Here is a 15,783-nt window from a genome sequence, read left to right on the forward strand (position 1 = left end):
CCAAGGTTCGCGTCCTGCCGCCGACGGCCGGAGGGCCGCGGTCACAGGGCGAGGAGCTCCTTGGTGGTGATGGTGAGCAGCTCGGGCCCGCCCTCTTCGAAGGGGCGCACGACGAGCGTGTCCTCGATCCGGACGCCGCCCTTGCCCGGGAGGTGGACCCCTGGGCCGACGGTGACCGGCACGCGGCTGTCCAGTTTACCCATGTCCGACGGACCGAGGCGCGGCGCCTCCCGGATCTCCAGCCCGATGCCGTGGCCCACCGGGTGCGGGGAGGCCTCGGCGTGGCCGGCCGCCTCCAGCACCTGCCGGGCGGCCCGGTCGGGCACGCACTGCTCCACTCCTGGTCCGAGGGCCTCCCGCCCGGCCCGCTGGGCCCGGAAGACCAGCCGGTGCAGCTCCACCTGCCAGGGCGCGGGGGCTGCGCCGATCACGAAGGTACGGGCGGTGGAGACGCCGTAGCCCCGGTACTGGGCGCCCATCACCACGGTCAGGAAGTCGCCCTCCTCCACCCGGCGGTCGGTCGGCTGGTGGGCGGCCTGGCCGGAGTGGCTGCCGGTGCCGACCGAGACCGGGAAGGCGGCCCGGTCGGCGCCGTGGTCGATCATCCGGCGCTCCAGCTCCATCGCCAGGTGCCGCTCGGTGCGGCCGACCAGGATCGACTCCAGCAGCTCGCCGAGCGCCTGGTCGGCGATCTCGGCGGCGATCCGCAGGTCGGCGATCTCGTGCTCGTCCTTGACCACTCGCAGCCCCTCGACCACCCGGCCGAGGTCCACCAGCCGGGCCCCCTCGGCCAGGCCCCCCACCGCCCGGTGCCTGCTGACGGTCAGGTCGTGCTCCTCCACGGCCAGGCCCGACACACCGGACCTGGCGGCGGCGGCCGCGGCGGCCAGCGCGGTGTCCGCTCCGGTCGCCACCGGCATCCGGGCGACGTCCGGGGCGATCAGGTGCTCCCCCGAGTCGTCCGGGGGCAGGTCGTCCGGCAGCGCGAGCAGCGCTCTCTCCCTGGTGAGCAGCAGGGTCGCCCCACAGGGCGCGCAGCCCGTGAGGTACCGCACGTTCGCCGCACGGGTGACCAGGGCCGCATCGGCCCCCGTCGCACTGCAGTGCTCCCTCACCCGTTCCCGCCGCCCCGCGTACGCATCCGCCATGCGTCGAGCCTACGAACCCCCGGCCCGAAGCGCCCGCCGAGCACCCCCGACAGAACCCCCAGTACCCCTTGCGCGCCCCCCGCGCTTCCGTGCCCTCCCCCTCGGGCACGCGCCGGGTTCCCCGCTCCCCCGGGCGTCGGACGCCGGGAATGGGCGGGGCCGGGCCCACGTTGGACGGGGTGGAAATGAATTCCATTTCGGCGCACGGGCTCGGTCCACCGACCGGGACCCGCCGCCCCTGGCCCCAGGAGGACGCCCGATGGCCCGCAGCGAACTGCGCCCGGTGATCAAGCTCCGCTCCACCGCCGGCACCGGCTTCACGTACGTGACCCGCAAGAACCGCCGCAACGACCCGGACCGGATGGTCCTGCGCAAGTTCGACCCGGCCGCCGGCCGGCACGTCGACTTCCGCGAGGAGCGCTGACCCCGCCCACCCGGACGGCGCCTCCCCCCGGCGCGGGGAGGCGCCGTTCCGCGCACGGGTCAGTGCTTCTGTGCCCCCTGGCCGGGCGTCCAGCGCTTCTCGACGTGGGCGAGCTTCCAGTACCCGATCGCGATCGCCCAGACCACCACGAACAGCCCGGCGATGGCGTACCCGACGTTGTCCAGCGAGATCTCGGCGACGAACCCGGTGACCGGGTCGGTCAGGTCCAGCTTCTCGTGCAGCACCCCGACCAGCTCGATGGTGCCGATGATGAAGGCCACCGCGATCGACAGACCCGTGATGGTCAGGTTGTAGTACACCTTCCGCACCGGGTTGGCGAAGGCCCACTGGTACGCGAAGTTCATGAACGTCCCGTCCAGGGTGTCGAACAGGCTCATCCCGGCCGCGAACAGCAGCGGCAGGCAGACGATCGCGTACCAGGGCAGCCCGGAGGCCGCGCCCGAGCCGGCCATCACCATCAGGGTGACCTCGGTCGCGGTGTCGAAGCCCAGGCCCAGCACCATGCCGACCGGGAACATCTGGCCCGGCCTGGTGATCGAACGGGTCGCCCGGTTCAGCACCCGGGCCATGAAGCCGCGCGAGTCGAGGTGGGCCTCCAGCTCCTTCTCGTCGTACTGCCCGGCGCGCATCGAACGGAACACCTTGAGGATGCCGAGCAGCGCCGCCAGGTTGAGCGCGCCGATCAGGTAGAGGAACACGCCGGAGGTGGTGGTGCCGACCACGCCGAGCCACTTGTGGGTGGCCGACTCGTCGTCCATCAGGGTGTTCGCCAGCTGCGCGCCGCCCGCCACCAGGGCGGCCATCAGCACCACCATCGAGGAGTGCCCGAGGGCGAACCAGAAGCCCACCGAGACGGGGCGCTTGCCGTCCGCCATCAGCTTGCGGGTGGTGTTGTCGATCACCGCGATGTGGTCGGCGTCGAAGGCGTGCCGCATCCCGAGGGTGTAGGCGGTGACGCCCAGGCCCACCCCGAAGACCTGGGTGCCGACCTCGTACTTCTCGGGCGCGACCAGGAAGAGGAGCGTCCCGAAGGCCACCACGTGCATGGCCAGGATCACCCCCATCAGCCCGGCCGTACGGATGGTGTCCTCGCGCCGCCACTGGAAGCTGGGCAGCACCGAGGGCGCCGGATTCGCCCCGGCGGCAACGGTTTCGGGCAGGGTCATCTGCGGATCACGCTCCAGCACCTCGTGGAAAACCTCGTGAGATGCCGTGGCCGGTCTCCTGGCTTACGGGACGCCCGTACCCGCCTTCCCAGGTGCGCGGGGCACCCAGTGGCTCCATGGGTACGGACGACGCTCCTCCGCGGGCGGAGGAACGACCCGATCACAGTGGCGAGGGCCGCTCCGGACTGGGGACCCCTGAGGGTCCGTCACCGGTCTTCCCGAGCACCACGGCGGGCTACACCGTAGGGGCCCCGCCCGACCCGTGCAAGGCTGCGCACGTGCGCAGGTGTCCAGGATCACAGACCCTTGCCTGCGAGAATGCCGGCATGCATCTCGTACCTGCCGACCGCGTGGGCCACCGCACCATCGACGGGCACCGGGTCTGCGAGGCCATCGCCGCGATCGGCGATCCCGCGCACGTCCGGACCTGGGCCGAGCGCTTCTCGCTGCTCGCCGACCCCGGACGCCTCGCCCTGCTGCTCGCCCTCCACCGGGCCGGCCCGCTCGCCGTGACGGACCTGGCGGTCGCCACCGGCATGCGCGACCCCGCCGTCTCCCAGGCCCTGCGCCTGCTCCGCACCGCCGGGGTGGTCACCGGCGACCGGGACGGACGAGTGGTGCGCTACCGGCTCGTGGACGAGGCCATGCGCCCCCTCCTCGACGAGTGCGCCGCCGCCGAGCACCACGAGCCCAGCGCGGCGGCGGGCTGACCCCCACTCGGAAACCGTGCCGCGGCGGAGCCGGATGAGTACGATCATGGTGTGCCGTCCCACCCCCACGCCTGGCCCGCCGACCGCTGGAGCACCCGACCGGTCAGGGCCCGCGTGCTGGCGGTCGCCCGCACCCTCACCTCGGCCACCCGGGTCCTGGACGTCCTCACCCTGCTGAGCCCGGACGGCATCGAGCGGTACTTCACCGTCAACCCCGGCTCCGCCTTCGCCGACCGCGCCCTGGACGACTACCTGCGCGGCCTGCCCGGCTTCACCGTGCTGGACTGGGAGGACGCCGTCCGGCACCGCTTCGACCTGGCCGTCGCCTGCGCCGTCCACTCCTCCATGCACCGCCTGGACGCCCGCCTCGTCGTCCTCCCGCACGGCGTCGGCTACAACCGCCTGGTCACCGAGTCCACCGGCGACACGGTCACCGCCGCCGGCCTGTCCCGCAACGAACTCACCCACCGCGGACGGGTGTTCGTGGACGTCCTCGGCCTCTCCCACCCCGAGCAGCTGGACCGGCTTCGGGTCTCCTGCCCCGAGGCGCTGGACGTCGCCCGGGTCGTCGGCGACCCGTGCTTCGACCGGATGCTCACCAGCCGGCGCTCCCGCGACGGCTACCGCGCCGCGCTCGGCGCCACCGGCGGCCGACGGCTCGTCGTCGTCAGCTCCACCTGGAGCGGGCACTCGTTGCTCGGCCGCCACCCCGACCTCCCCCAGCGGCTGGTCCGCCGGCTGCCCGCCGACGAGTACACCGTGGCCGTCGTCCTGCACCCCAACGTCTGGAGCCGCCACGACCCCGAGGCGCTGCTCGACGACGCCCGCCGGATGGGCCTGCGCCTGATCCCGCCCCACCAGGGCTGGCAGGCCGCACTCGTCGCCGCCGACTGCGTGATCGGCGACCACGGCTCGGTCACCGTCTACGGCGCCGCCCTGGAACACCACACCGTGCTCGTCGCCACCGGCGCCGCCGAACTCGACCCGCACTCCCCCGGCTACGCCTTCGGCCAGGCCGCGCCCGTCCTCGACCCGGACGGGGACCTCGCCGCCCAGCTCGAACTCGCCCTGGCCCGGGGCCCGGCCGACCTCAGCGGCGTCACCGGCCGCTCGCTCGCCCACCAGGGCGAATCCGCCCACCTGCTGCGCCCGCTGCTCTACTCCTTCCTGGACGGACTCGACGAACCCGCGGACGAACCGGCCGTACCGCCCTACCCCAGGCCCGTTCCGCGCCCCGCGACCGCCGAGGGGCCCACCGCGTACGACGTCGAGGGAGTGAGCGAGGGCACCGAGGTCAGCCTCCGGCGCTACCCCTTCGACCCGCGCGACCACACCCCGCGCGGCTTCCACGCCCTCACCGACGACCACCCCGGCGACGCCCTGCGCCACACCGCCGAGGTGCTCGCCCGCACCGAGGCCCACGCCGAACGCCCCGCCACCCGCTGGCTCGCCGACACCGCCGCCGAACTGCCCGGCCTCGCCGTCGCGGTGGCCGCCCTCGGCCCGGCCCGCCACCTGCTGCGGCTGCGCGGCGGCCCGCTGCTGGAGGCCCGCGCCGAACCGGACTGGGGCCGCCCCGACCCCGGCATCGACCCGCTGCTGCTCGGCTCCGCCGTCGCCTCCTGGCTCGCCGACGGCGGCGACCCGGCCGGCCTCCCCGACCACGGACTCACCGTCCGCACCGGCGGCCACCGTACCCGGGTGTCCTTCAGTACCGGCCCGTAGGCTCCTAGGACGGGCCCTGACCGGCCAGTTCCCGCAGCCGTTCGCGGCTGCGCTCCGCCAGTTCCACGTCGCCCCGCTCCTCGGCGAGGCCGAGCAGCAGGGTGTGCGCCTGCGCCTCCTTGGCGTACTGGCTCCGCTCCCTGGCCTGCCGGGCGCAGTCGTCCGCCTGGGCGACGGCGAGGTCCAGCTGCCCGAGCGCCCGGTGGGCCCGGGCGCGGACCAGCGGCAGCTTCATCAGCATGTCCTCGTCCCGCGTCCGCCCCGCCTGGGCGGTGGCCCCGGCCAGCAGGGCCAGCGCCTCCCCGGGACGGCCGTCGGCGATCAGCGCCTGCGCCACGTTGTAGCTCTGGACGATCTCGCCGTGGTCGTCGCCCCGGTTCGCCACCAGGGCCAGGGTGAACCGCTCCACCGCGTCGGCCGGGCGCCCGTCGGCCAGGCAGAGCAGACCGTCCGTCTCGTAGAGCACCCCCACCACCTGACGGTCGGTCACCAGCGGGACCAGCTCCGTGGCGAGCGCCAACTGCTCGGCGGCGAGCCGGTGCTCCCCGCGCTCGAAGTGGGCCCTGGCGAGCTGGTTGCGCATCCGGACCACGGCGGCCGGCCGGTTGTCCCACTGGGCCGACTCGATGCCGAGCCGGTGGGCGGCGATCCAGTCCTGGTAGAGCTTCCGGCCGTGGTAGAGCGGCCAGAGCGACTCGCAGAGCCGCCACACCTCGCCGTGCCGGCCCTGCTCGGCCGCCGCCTCCACCACGGCGCGGAAGTTGGCGCGTTCGGCGTACAGCCACTCCAGGGCCGCGGTCCCGGACGGGAAGCGGGGCAGGTCGTCACCGCTCGGCTCCTGGAGGCGCAGCCGCTTCCCTGCCATCGCCCGGTCGGCCGCCGACGCCCGGCCGCGGTAGTACGCGACGACTCCGGCGAGCAGCCCCTCGCGGTCGGGCAGTTCCCGCGCCCGGCCGTAGGCGTGCGTCCGCACCACGTCATGGGCCCGGAAGCGGTCCTCGCCGTCGTCGTCCAGCACTTCGTCCAGCAGGTGGACGCCGCGCAGCTCCCCGATCGCCCGTTCGGCCCGCCGGACGCCGACCGCCCGCGCCAGTCCGGCGGACACGAAGGGGCCCGGGTGCACGCCGATCAGGTGGTAGAGCGCCCGGCCCTCCGGCGACAGCCGTTCGTAGACCAGGTCGTACGTCGCGCCGAGATCGTTCTCCTCGTCCTCCAGCATCGCCAACCTGCCCTCGCGGTCGTGCAGTTCGGCCACCACCCGGCCGACCGGCAGGCTGTCGCGGTCCAGCAGCTGGCTGCCGACCGCGTTCAGCGCGAGCGGCAGTCCGCCGCACAGCTCGACCAGCTCCGCCAGCTCCCCGTCGGTGCCCCGCCCCGAGCCCACCCAGCCGCGCACCAGCTCGGCGCCCGCCGTCGCGCTCAGCGGCCCGAGCTGCCGCACCCGCGCGCCGTCCGTCCGCAGCGCGGGCAGCCGGCGCCGGCTCGCGACCACCACCAGCCCGCGGGCCGGGAGCAGCGCCCGGACCTCCGCGGCGTGTTCGACGTTGTCCAGGAAGAACAGGCAGCGGCGCTCGGCGGTGGCGGTGCGGAAGGCCGTGAACCGCTCGGCCTCCACGGCCGGCGGCTCGGTGCCGAGGGCGCGCAGGAAGCCGGCCAGCAGCTCGGGGAGGTCCACCCCGCCCTGGTGCCGGTAGGCGAGGAGGTCCGCGTAGAGGTCGCCGTCCGGGAAGCTCGCCCGGTGCTCCTCGGTGAACTTGGCGATCAGCTCGGTCTTGCCGACCCCGCCCAGACCGGTGAACACCACGATCCCGAGTCCGCCCGCCTCGACCGGGGCCAGGGCCTCGGCGAGGGCGGCGAGTTCCGGCTCGCGGTTGACGAACGGGCCGTGCGGCGACCGGACCTGACGAGGTCTCGCCTTCTGTTCGGGCTGGTGGATGTGCAGCGATCCGATGGTCCCGGCCTGCACCACATGGCCGCCCACCGTGGCCCCCGACAGGGTGTTGGCCACCTCGTGCCGCTCCATCTGCCCGCTCCCTCCGACCGGCCCGGGCCCCAGCCTACGGGCTGGGCGCCGGGCCGGAGGGGCACTCCGGGTGTCAGCGGGGGGTGATCTCCCCCATCTCAGCCCAGCCGTCCATGCCGGGGATCTCGGTGGAGACGATCCGCGGCTTGGCGGCCACCGCGTACGACAGGTCCTCCATGGCCTTGGCGAAGTGCGCGGACTCCACGTGCTCCTTGCCGGCCTCGCCGTCGCGGAACGCCTCGACCAGGACGAACTCGTTGGGGTCGTCGACGCTGCGGGACCACTCGAAGAAGATGTTGCCGGGCTCGTTCCGGGTGGCACGGGTGAACTCGTCGACCAGGTCGAGCCAGCCGTCGACGCGCTCGGGGCGGACCGGGAACTTGACGGTGATGAAGATCATGGGGCTTCCTTCCACGCCACGCTCACACGTGGCGGTACGGGTTCGGGGACGGGCGGCTCGACGAGCACAGTGTCCATCGTCGCAGGTCAGCAGGGCCGCCTACGACACAGGACCGGTTCCGCTCAGGCCGCCTGGCAGCTCGGGCACCAGAAGAGGTTGCGGGCGGCGTGCTCCTCCGTCCGCACGTCGGTGCCGCAGACCAGGCACGGCATGGCCGCCCGCCGGTAGACGTAGACCTCACCGCCGTGGTCGTCCACCCGGGGCGGACGGCCCATCGCCTCGGGGGTGTGCTCGGGGCGGACGGTGTCGATCCGGCCTGCGGTGACACCCTCGCGCATCAGCGCGACCAGGTCGGCCCAGATCGCGTCCCACTCCCGGCGGGTGAGGTCGCGCCCGGCCCGGTGCGGGTCGATGCCGTGGCGGAACAGCACCTCGGCCCGGTAGACGTTGCCCACCCCGGCCAGCACCTTCTGGTCCATCAGCAGCGCCGCGACCGTCGTCCGGCTGCCCGATATCCGGCGCCAGGCGGCCTCCGCGTCGGCGTCGGCGCGCAGCGGGTCCGGCCCCAGCCGGGCGGCGACGGCCGCCTTCTGCTCCTCCGTGACGAGCGCACAGGTGTTGGGGCCGCGCAGGTCCGCGTAGCCGTCCTCGTTCTCCAGCCGCAGCCGGACCAGCCCGACCGGCTCCGGTGCCGGGCCCGTGCCGAAGGTGAACCCGCCGTAGAGGCCGAGGTGGACGTGCACCCAGCCGCCCTCCTCGAAGCCGAGGAAGAGGTGCTTGCCGGTGGCCTCCGCGCCGGTGAGCAGCTGCCCGTCGATCACCTTGGCCTCGTCGGCGAACCGGCCCTGCGGACTGGAGACCCTGACCGGGCGGCCGCCGAAGGCCTTCCGGTTCTCGGTGGCGAGGCGGTGGATGATGTGGCCTTCCGGCACGGGCGTCAGCTCCTCCGGGCGCTGCGACAGGACCCGTCCATCATCGCAGCCGGCCCTGACACTTCCACGACCGTGCGGGTCAGCGGACCGGGACGCCCATCAGCCTGGCCAGGATGACGCGGTCCAGCTCGGCGGCCGTCCCGGCGACGTCCAGGGCGGAGTTGTCGATGATCGGCAGCCCGGAGTTGTACCAGCCGGCCATCCGCCCGTGGATCCGGGCCACCTCCTCGTCCCCGAGGCGGCGGTTGCCGCTGCGCCGGGCGTTGCGGTGCAGCACCGAGTCCAGGCTGGGCAGCAGCACGACCGGGATCATGCCGGGGCCGATGTGCCGCTTCCAGCCGCCGAGGCCGATCGCCGGGCGGTCCGGGAAGACGGCGTCGTCGACGATGCAGGAGATGCCGTTGGCCAGGTAGTTGCGGCAGGCGAAGCCGCAGGTGCGGCGGGCGAGCCGGTACTGCGCCTCGGAGGCGTTGTTCCAGCCGGACTGCGGGTTGGCGAAGCCGGACTGCACCCACTCGCGGACGTCGTCCAGGCTGATGTGCGCGGTCGGGGTGGGCCTGCGCTCGGCCCAGTACCGGGCGACGGTGGTCTTGCCGGCCCCGGCCGGTCCGATCAGCAGGACGGCGATCGGCCCGGTGGGCGCGCGCCGCTGCGGCGGGTGGGTGGGCAGCTGGACCGGCATCCCGGCCGGCAGCACGAAGTGCCCGGTGCCTCCCGCGGGCACCGGCGCGCTCGGCGCCGGTGCGGGGGGAGGCGCAGCCGGTGCGGGGGCGGGCGCCGGACGGACCGGCGGCGGAGCGGAGATCGGCGTTCCCGACGACGTCCCCCGCGGACCGCCCCCCGGCGGCACCGGCGGAGCGACGGGACGCGGCGGGACCTGCCCGCCTCCGGCGTACTGCGTCACGACACCTCCCGACACCTCTCAGCGGGGACACTACACGGAGGCCCGGCAGCGGGCACAGTCCGCCGCCGGGCCACCGCCCGTACCCTCAGCGCGTGGTGAGCTGCTCGGCCAGCGCACGCAGCGCCAGCTCGTAGGAGCCGAGCCCGAATCCGGCGATGGTGCCGGAGGCCACCGCGGCGATCACCGAGGTGTGCCGGAAGGTCTCCCGGGCGTACGGGTTGGAGATGTGCACCTCGATCAGCGGCGCGGTGCGCTGCGCGGCGGCGTCCCGCATCGCGTACGAGTAGTGGGTGAACGCGCCGGGGTTGATCACCACCGGCAGCTGCCCGTCGGCCGCCTCGTGCAGCCACTCCACCATCTGCTGCTCGGAGTTGGTCTCGCGCACCTCGACCTCGAAGCCGAACTCCCGGCCGAGCGCGGTGCAGCGCTCGACCAGTCCGGCGTACGAGGTGGCGCCGTAGACGTCCGGCTCGCGGCTGCCCAGCCGGCCCAGGTTGGGGCCGTTGAGCACCAGCACCCTGGTCACGCCGAGACCTCCGCGTAGGCGGCGACCAGCAGGGACGGGTCGGGGCCCTCCAGCACGGAGGTCTTGCCCAGGCCGTCCAGCACGATGAAGCGGATCAGGTCGCCGCGGGACTTCTTGTCGATCTTCATCGCGTCCAGCAGCTTCGGCCAGGCGTCCGCCCGGTAGCTCAGCGGCAGGCCGACCGAGGCCAGCACGGTGCGGTGCCTGTCGGCCGTCTCGTCGTCCAACCGCCCTGCCAGCCGGCCGAGTTCGGCCGCGAAGACCATGCCGATGGAGATCGCGGCGCCGTGCCGCCACTTGTACCGCTCGTTGCGTTCGATGGCGTGGCCGAGGGTGTGGCCGTAGTTGAGGATCTCGCGGCGCCCGGACTCCTTGAGGTCCCCGGAGACCACGTCGGCCTTGACCTGGATGGCGCGGCGGATCAGCTCGACGGTGTGCGGGCCCGCCGGGGTCTTGGCGCCCTCGGGGTCGGCCTCGATCAGGTCGAGGATGGCCGGGTCGGCGATGAAGCCGCACTTGATGACCTCGGCGAGGCCGGAGACGTAGTCGTGCTTCGGCACGGTCTCCAGGGTGCCGAGGTCGGCCAGCACGCCCACCGGCGGGTGGAAGGCGCCGACCATGTTCTTGCCCTCGGCGATGTTGATGCCGGTCTTGCCGCCGACCGCCGCGTCGACCATGCCGAGCAGCGTGGTGGGCATGGAGATCCAGCGCACCCCGCGCAGCCAGGTGGCGGCCACGAAGCCGGCCAGGTCGGTGGTGGCGCCGCCGCCGAGGCCGACAACGACGTCGCTGCGGGTGAAGCCGGTCTGTCCGAGCACCGACCAGCAGTACGCGGCGACCTCGGCGCTCTTGGCGTCCTCGGCGTTGGGCACCTGGAGCGCGATCGCCTCGTAGCCCTCGCCGGCCAGGTCCTCGCGGACGGCGTCGGCGGTGGCGGCCAGCGCCTCCGGGTGGATGATCGCGACCCGCTTGGCCCGGGGACCGATCAGCGGCGCCAGCTCACCGAGCAGCTGGTGCCCGATCAGCACGTCGTACGGGTCGTGGCCGGCGCTGCCGCCGACGTGGATCCTGACGGTGGTGTCAGTCATGGGGGGTCTTCAGCTCCAGTGCTTCCAGTACGGCGTCCGCGACCTGCTCCGGGGTGCGCCCGGCGGTGTCGACCACGGCGGTGGCCACCTCCAGGTAGAGGGGGCGGCGGGCCTCCATCAGCTCGCGCCAGCGGGCCCGCGGGTTGACGGCCAGCAGCGGGCGCGGGGCGTCCAGGCCGACCCGCTTGACCGCGTCGGCGAGCGGGACCTCCAGCAGGACCACCGGCAGCTCGCGCAGCAGCGCGCGGGTGGCCTCGGCCAGCACCGCGCCGCCGCCGAGCGCCAGGATCCCGTCGTGCCCCTCGGCGGCGGCGCGCACGGCCGCCGCCTCCAGCGCGCGGAAGTGCGGCTCGCCCTCGTCGACGAAGATGTCCGGGATCGGCTTGCCGGCCGTCGCCTCGATGTCGGCGTCGGTGTCCCGGAAGCCGACGCCCAGGCGCTCGGCCAGGACCCGTCCGACGGTGGACTTGCCACTGCCGGGCGGGCCGACCAGCACGATGACGGGAGAGGTCATCGGATGATCAGGTTGTCGAGGTAGCCCTGCACGTTGCGACGGGTCTCGCTGACGTTGTCGCCGCCGAACTTCTCGCTGACCGCGTCCGCCAGCACCAGCGCGACCATCGCCTCCGCGACGATGCCGGCGGCCGGCACCGCGCAGACGTCCGAGCGCTGGTGGTGCGCCTTGGCCGGCTCACCGGTGCGCACGTCCAGGGTCTGGAGCGCCCGCGGCACGGTGGCGATCGGCTTCATCGCGGCGCGCACCCGCAGCACCTCGCCGGTGGACAGGCCGCCCTCGGTGCCGCCGGAGCGGCCGGAGGTGCGCTTGACGCCCTCGGCGGTCGGGACGATCTCGTCGTGCGCCTGCGAGCCCGGCACCCGGGCCAGCTCGAAGCCGTCGCCGACCTCGACGCCCTTGATCGCCTGGATGCCCATCAGCGCGGCGGCCAGCCGCGCGTCCAGCCGGCGGTCCCAGTGCACGTGCGAGCCGAGGCCCACCGGCACGCCGTACGCCAGCACCTCGACCACGCCGCCCAGGGTGTCGCCGTCCTTGTGGGCCTGGTCGATCTCGGCGACCATCGCCTTCGAGGCGTCGGCGTCCAGGCAGCGCACCGGGTCGGCGTCCAGCGCGGCCTCGTCCGAGGGCAGCGGGACCACGCCGGCCGGCGCCTTGGCGGCGGCCAGCTCGACCACGTGGCTGACGATCTCGATCCCGGCCACCTCCCGCAGGTACGAGCGGGCGACGGCGCCCAGCGCGACCCGGGCGGCCGTCTCCCGGGCGCTGGCGCGCTCCAGGATCGGCCTGGCCTCGTCGATCGAGTACTTCTGCATGCCGGCCAGGTCGGCGTGGCCGGGCCGGGGGCGGGTGAGCGCCTCGTTGCGGGCCAGGCCCGCCAGCACCTCGGGGTCGACCGGGTCGGCCGACATGACCTGCTCCCACTTCGGCCACTCGGTGTTGCCGACCATGACCGCGACCGGGCTGCCCATGGTCAGGCCGTGCCGGACGCCGCCGAGGAAGGTCACCTGGTCCTGCTCGAACTTCATCCGCGCCCCGCGACCGTAACCGAGCCGGCGGCGCGCCAGCGCGTCGGCCACCAGGTCGGTGGTGACCGGTACACCGGCGGGCAGGCCTTCCAGCGTCGCGACGAGTGCGGGGCCGTGCGACTCCCCCGCGGTGAGCCAGCGCAACGTACCCAACGGAGCTCCTTCATCAGCGGACCGGCCTCGGCACCGCCGGGGCCGCCCGGGCGTGCCTTGTGGCTGAATCCTTTCATGCCCCAGGAGCACCCGGCGGCACAGTCCGCGTGACGGACGGCGACCGGCCACCATCCGGCCGGGAAACCGGTCGCAGGACGGGCCCGACCCCCGGCCCTACGGCCGGGCCGCCCGGCTCAGCGCCCGGCGAGCGCCTTCTCCCCCGCCTCGCGCATCGCCGCCAGCGGCCCGGGGGCCCGCCCGGTGAAGGCCTCGCTCTGCAGCACCGCCTGGTGCACCAGCAGGTCCAGCCCGCCCAGGACGGTCGCCCCGCGCCCGGCCACGGCGGCGGCCAGCGCCGTCGGCCACGGGTGGTACAGCACGTCGAACAGCGCGCCCGGCCCGGCGGGCAGCGCGTCGGCGAAGACGTCGGTGGCGCCGGCCGGCGTGGTGGAGACGGTCAGCGGCCCGGCCAGCGCCCCGGCCCCACGCTCCCAGTCGGCGGTCCGGACGGCCACGCCCAGCCGCTCGCCCAGCTCGGCCATCTCCCTGGCCCGCTCGGCGCTGCGCACGTAGACCGTCACCTCGCCGGTGCACACCTGGGCCAGCGCGGCCAGCGCCGAGGAGGCGGTGGCCCCGGCGCCCAGCACGGCCGCCTCGGGCACCTCGGTGATCCCGCGCTCGCGCAGCGCGTTGACCAGCCCGGGGACGTCGGTGTTGTCCCCGGTGCGCCGGCCGTCGGCGGTGAAGACCACGGTGTTCACCGCGTCCACCGAGCGGGCCGTCGCGCTGACCTCGTCGAGCAGCGGGACGATCGCCCGCTTCAGCGGCATGGTGAGCGACAGCCCCGCCCACTCGGCCTCGTCCAGGGCGGCGACGAACCCCGGCAGCCCGGCCTCGTCGACCTCGAAGCGGTCGTAGCGCCAGCCGTCCAGCCCGAGCGCCGCGAAGGCGGCCCGGTGCAGGTCCGGCGAGAGCGAGTGGGCGATCGGCGAGCCGAGTACGGCCGCCCGGTGCTTGCTGGTCAAGGCTGCCTCTCCACGAACTGTCTTCCGGCCGTCGCTACTTGGTGGTGCAGTGGCCACGGGCCTCGTCGAAGTTCTGCCCGGCCGCCGTGCAGTACTCCTTGACGTTGGCGTAGTGCTCCTTGCTCGTCTCCGCGAACCTGGTCTCGGTCGGGGACATCGCGATGAAGTACAGCCACTTGCCGTCCGCCGGGTGCAGCACCGCGTTGAGCGCGTCGTCGCCGGGGTTGGCGATCGGCGTCGGCGGCAGGCCCTGGTTGATGTAGGTGTTGTACTTGTTGGACGCGTCGTCCATGTCCTTCTTGTTGAGTTCCTTGCGGTTCAACGAGTACTGGAGCGTGGTGTCCATGCCGAGCCGGTGGTTGATCTCGCCGCCGGCGGCCAGCCGGTTCTGGATGGTCTTGGCCATCTTGGCGAAGTCCGCCGCGTTGTTGCCCTCGCGCTGGAGGATGCTCGCCTCGATGAGCACCTCGTAGCCCGTCTTCAGGCCCACCGAGGCGGCCTGGGAGTCCAGGTTGGCGTACTTCTCGGTGGCGTTCTTCACCATCTGCTTGAGCAGGTCCTCGGGCTTCATGCCCTCGGCGATGTTGTAGCGGGTCGGCCAGAGGAAGCCCTCCGGGTTGCCGTTCGCGTACGGCGGCAGGCCGAGGTCGTTGACCTGGGCCTTGGCGACGCCCGCCGTGGTGCCCTGCTGGAGCTTCAGCTTGGTGTCGATCAGGGTGTAGATCTCGGTGGAGTTCTTGCCCTCCGGGACCACGATCGCCGCACCGCCCGCCTGGGCTAGCAGCTCCTTGAGCGCGGCGGCGGCCGGCATCTCCTTCTTCAGCCCGTAGTAGCCGTACTGGATGGTGCCGCACTTGGGCTCGGCGTTGCAGGCGCCGGTGAAGGCGTCGACGCTCTTGACCACGCCGGCGTTCTTCAGCACCAGGCCGATCTGCCCGCCGACCGCGCCCTTCTTGACCTCGACCTGGACGGAGCCGGTGCCCTCGCCGGTGAAGTCCGGCGCCGGGCCGAAGTGGTCCTGGTAGAAGCCGTAGCCCCACCAGCCGGCCCCGCCCATGGCGCCGAGCAGCACCATCGCGACCAGCAGGCAGGCGCCGCCGTTGCGGCGGCCCGACTTCTTGCCCTTCTCCTTGCGCTTCTTCTGGGCCTCGCGGGAGTCGTCCCGGTCCCCGAGGAAGCCCGCCTCGGGCTGCTCCTCCAGGTACCCGCCGTCCTCGTGGCGGCCGTCCTCGTGGCCGTCCCACTCGTCCGCGGCGTCCTCGCGCGCTCCGCCGACCGGGCCGGTGCCGGCCTCCAGCGCGGCGGCCTCGGCCTCCCAGTCGATCCCGTCCGGGCCGGGGCCCGCGGCCGGGGCGGGAGCCGGCTGCGGCCGGGCCTGCTGCTGTTGCCGCGCCTGCTGCTGTTGGGCCACCTGCTGCTGGGGCTGCGCGGCCTGCTGCGGCATCCCCTGCTGCGACATCCCCTGTTGGGGCATTCCGAGCTGGGGCATCCCCTGCTGCTGCGCCGGCGCCTGCTGCTGGGGCACCTGCTGCGGGTAGCCCTGCTGCATCGGGTGCTGGGGCTGCCGGCCCTGCATGAACCCCTGCTGGGCGTAGCCCTGCTGCTGCATCTGCTGCGGGTACCCCTGCTGCCCACCGGGGAAGCCCTGCTGCGGCGCCATCTGCTGCTGGGGCTGCTGCTGGGGGTAGCCCTGCTGCGCCATCATCTGCTGCTGCATCTGCGGCGCCATCTGCTGCTGGGGCTGCTGCTGCGCGTACCCCTGCTGCACGTCCCCGTACGGCTGCTGGACCTGCTGGCCCTGCTGCGGGTACTGCTGCTGCCACTGGCCGTCCTGCTGGCCGGGGACCGGCTGCCGGCCGTCGTACCCGGGATCACCGGGGTGCCACGGCTCGCCCTGGGGGCCGTAGCCCCCACCCAGATCGGTCATCGATCCCCTTAACCGACGGTGACGGCCGGAGGATCGAACCGGCCGTCCGGGACGACGCCGTCCCGGCTG

The 15,783-nt window shown here is 73.9% G+C and carries 15 protein-coding genes and 1 riboswitch; of the genes, 3 read left to right on the forward strand and 12 right to left on the reverse strand.

Annotated elements, in window-relative coordinates; translation table 11 throughout:
* Window positions 1–41 precede the first annotated feature (41 nt).
* On the reverse strand, window positions 42–1,148 hold the full coding sequence (locus ACIQOW_RS21915) for a M24 family metallopeptidase (protein WP_401087440.1): 1,107 nt from the start codon (window positions 1,146–1,148) through the stop codon (window positions 42–44).
* Between the two features lie 259 nt (window positions 1,149–1,407).
* Between ACIQOW_RS21915 and rpmG the strand changes: the two genes are divergently transcribed.
* The gene (rpmG, locus tag ACIQOW_RS21920; protein ID WP_188297224.1) at window positions 1,408–1,572 is read left to right on the forward strand and encodes a 50S ribosomal protein L33; all 165 of its coding nucleotides are present in this window, start codon (window positions 1,408–1,410) and stop codon (window positions 1,570–1,572) included.
* A 59-nt stretch (window positions 1,573–1,631) separates the two neighbouring features.
* Here rpmG and ACIQOW_RS21925 read toward each other — a convergent pair whose 3' ends face one another.
* Entirely contained in the window at window positions 1,632–2,759 is a 1,128-nt protein-coding gene (locus tag ACIQOW_RS21925; protein ID WP_401087442.1) for a HoxN/HupN/NixA family nickel/cobalt transporter, read from the reverse strand.
* Between the two features lie 30 nt (window positions 2,760–2,789).
* A riboswitch (cobalamin riboswitch) is annotated at window positions 2,790–3,004 on the reverse strand.
* Window positions 3,005–3,085: 81 nt separating this feature from the next.
* On the opposite strand from ACIQOW_RS21925, the gene ACIQOW_RS21930 reads away from it, so the two are divergent.
* Together ACIQOW_RS21930 and ACIQOW_RS21935 are read left to right on the forward strand one after the other, a co-directional pair.
* Window positions 3,086–3,469 carry a metalloregulator ArsR/SmtB family transcription factor gene (locus ACIQOW_RS21930; RefSeq protein ID WP_188297222.1) on the forward strand — a complete coding sequence of 128 codons (384 nt, stop codon included), beginning with the start codon at window positions 3,086–3,088 and terminating at the stop codon, window positions 3,467–3,469.
* Window positions 3,470–3,520: 51 nt separating this feature from the next.
* Complete coding sequence (locus ACIQOW_RS21935) at window positions 3,521–5,194, forward strand: hypothetical protein (protein WP_401087445.1); 1,674 nt, start codon at window positions 3,521–3,523, stop codon at window positions 5,192–5,194.
* Window positions 5,195–5,198: 4 nt separating this feature from the next.
* Here ACIQOW_RS21935 and ACIQOW_RS21940 read toward each other — a convergent pair whose 3' ends face one another.
* The 10 genes from ACIQOW_RS21940 to mltG form a co-directional block, all read right to left on the reverse strand.
* A complete protein-coding gene (locus ACIQOW_RS21940) occupies window positions 5,199–7,217 on the reverse strand; it encodes an AAA family ATPase (RefSeq protein WP_401087447.1) in 2,019 nt (672 codons plus the stop codon).
* Between the two features lie 73 nt (window positions 7,218–7,290).
* Window positions 7,291–7,617 (reverse strand): putative quinol monooxygenase, encoded by a 327-nt coding sequence (locus ACIQOW_RS21945; RefSeq protein ID WP_188297220.1) that lies wholly within the window; start codon window positions 7,615–7,617, stop codon window positions 7,291–7,293.
* Window positions 7,618–7,739: 122 nt separating this feature from the next.
* Window positions 7,740–8,549, reverse strand: a complete 810-nt coding sequence (locus ACIQOW_RS21950) for an Fpg/Nei family DNA glycosylase (RefSeq protein ID WP_188297219.1) — start codon at window positions 8,547–8,549, stop codon at window positions 7,740–7,742.
* A gap of 79 nt (window positions 8,550–8,628) precedes the next feature.
* Window positions 8,629–9,468, reverse strand: coding sequence for an AAA family ATPase (locus tag ACIQOW_RS21955; protein ID WP_401087449.1), 840 nt, complete (start codon window positions 9,466–9,468; stop codon window positions 8,629–8,631).
* 70 nt (window positions 9,469–9,538) lie between these two features.
* A complete protein-coding gene (gene aroQ / locus ACIQOW_RS21960; protein ID WP_401087451.1) occupies window positions 9,539–9,979 on the reverse strand; it encodes a type II 3-dehydroquinate dehydratase in 441 nt (146 codons plus the stop codon).
* Window positions 9,976–11,067 (reverse strand): 3-dehydroquinate synthase, encoded by a 1,092-nt coding sequence (gene aroB / locus ACIQOW_RS21965; protein WP_188297216.1) that lies wholly within the window; start codon window positions 11,065–11,067, stop codon window positions 9,976–9,978. The genes aroQ and aroB overlap by 4 nt, the downstream gene beginning before the upstream one ends.
* The gene (locus tag ACIQOW_RS21970; protein WP_401087453.1) at window positions 11,060–11,581 is read right to left on the reverse strand and encodes a shikimate kinase; all 522 of its coding nucleotides are present in this window, start codon (window positions 11,579–11,581) and stop codon (window positions 11,060–11,062) included. The genes aroB and ACIQOW_RS21970 overlap by 8 nt, the downstream gene beginning before the upstream one ends.
* Window positions 11,578–12,762 (reverse strand): chorismate synthase, encoded by a 1,185-nt coding sequence (aroC, locus tag ACIQOW_RS21975; protein ID WP_401087455.1) that lies wholly within the window; start codon window positions 12,760–12,762, stop codon window positions 11,578–11,580. Before aroC ends, ACIQOW_RS21970 begins: the two co-directional genes overlap by 4 nt.
* Before the next feature lie 194 nt (window positions 12,763–12,956).
* Window positions 12,957–13,787: a shikimate dehydrogenase gene (locus ACIQOW_RS21980; RefSeq protein WP_401087457.1), complete on the reverse strand. Its 831-nt coding sequence runs from the start codon at window positions 13,785–13,787 to the stop codon at window positions 12,957–12,959.
* A gap of 34 nt (window positions 13,788–13,821) precedes the next feature.
* A complete protein-coding gene (gene mltG / locus ACIQOW_RS21985; protein ID WP_401087458.1) occupies window positions 13,822–15,714 on the reverse strand; it encodes an endolytic transglycosylase MltG in 1,893 nt (630 codons plus the stop codon).
* Window positions 15,715–15,783: the final 69 nt, after the last annotated feature.

The organism is Kitasatospora sp. NPDC091335 (assembly GCF_044757205.1).
In the GTDB taxonomy this organism is placed as follows: Bacteria; Actinomycetota; Actinomycetes; order Streptomycetales; family Streptomycetaceae; genus Kitasatospora.

Coding starts and splice junctions, on each gene's coding strand:
- ACIQOW_RS21915 (WP_401087440.1), bottom strand. CDS start 1,148: ATGGCGGATGCGTACGCGGGGCGGCGGGAACGGGTGAGGGAGCACTGC.
- rpmG (WP_188297224.1), top strand. CDS start 1,408: ATGGCCCGCAGCGAACTGCGCCCGGTGATCAAGCTCCGCTCCACCGCC.
- ACIQOW_RS21925 (WP_401087442.1), bottom strand. CDS start 2,759: ATGACCCTGCCCGAAACCGTTGCCGCCGGGGCGAATCCGGCGCCCTCG.
- ACIQOW_RS21930 (WP_188297222.1), top strand. CDS start 3,086: ATGCATCTCGTACCTGCCGACCGCGTGGGCCACCGCACCATCGACGGG.
- ACIQOW_RS21940 (WP_401087447.1), bottom strand. CDS start 7,217: ATGGAGCGGCACGAGGTGGCCAACACCCTGTCGGGGGCCACGGTGGGC.
- ACIQOW_RS21945 (WP_188297220.1), bottom strand. CDS start 7,617: ATGATCTTCATCACCGTCAAGTTCCCGGTCCGCCCCGAGCGCGTCGAC.
- aroB (WP_188297216.1), bottom strand. CDS start 11,067: ATGACTGACACCACCGTCAGGATCCACGTCGGCGGCAGCGCCGGCCAC.
- ACIQOW_RS21970 (WP_401087453.1), bottom strand. CDS start 11,581: ATGACCTCTCCCGTCATCGTGCTGGTCGGCCCGCCCGGCAGTGGCAAG.
- mltG (WP_401087458.1), bottom strand. CDS start 15,714: ATGACCGATCTGGGTGGGGGCTACGGCCCCCAGGGCGAGCCGTGGCAC.